General features: G+C 37.9%; 1 pseudogene. It reads left to right on the forward strand.

Annotated features, from left to right (window positions below):
- Positions 1-315: pseudogene (locus AAEZ03_RS26435) on the forward strand (hypothetical protein); the annotation flags it as partial.
- Between the last annotated feature and the right edge of the window lie 23 nt (positions 316-338).

Here is a 338-nt window from a genome sequence, read left to right on the forward strand (position 1 = left end):
GGTGATCTACCTGTCCATATTTTGCTGACTAAAGCGGATAAATTGAAATATGGCGCTTCTAAAAACGCCTTACTCAATACCCGTAAAAGACTAAAAAAGTTAGGTCTTAAATGCACCATTCAACTGTTTTCTGCCTTAAGAAAAGAAGGGCTTGATGAATTGGCTGGGGTGATGGGCAATTGGTATGAGTACCAGCTTAGTGATGACAAAATCATTGAATCTTCTTTTAATCTGCTTGATGATGAGCCACTTACAGAAGAAGATATGTTCGAAGATAATGAGCAGCCTAACCATGAGTTGCCAACTGATAAGTAAATAGCAGAGTATTAGTAGTACTT

The sequence above is a fragment of the Pseudomonas sp. HY2-MNA-CIBAN-0224 genome (genome assembly GCF_040310285.1).
GTDB lineage: Bacteria > Pseudomonadota > Gammaproteobacteria > Pseudomonadales > Pseudomonadaceae > Aquipseudomonas > Aquipseudomonas helleri.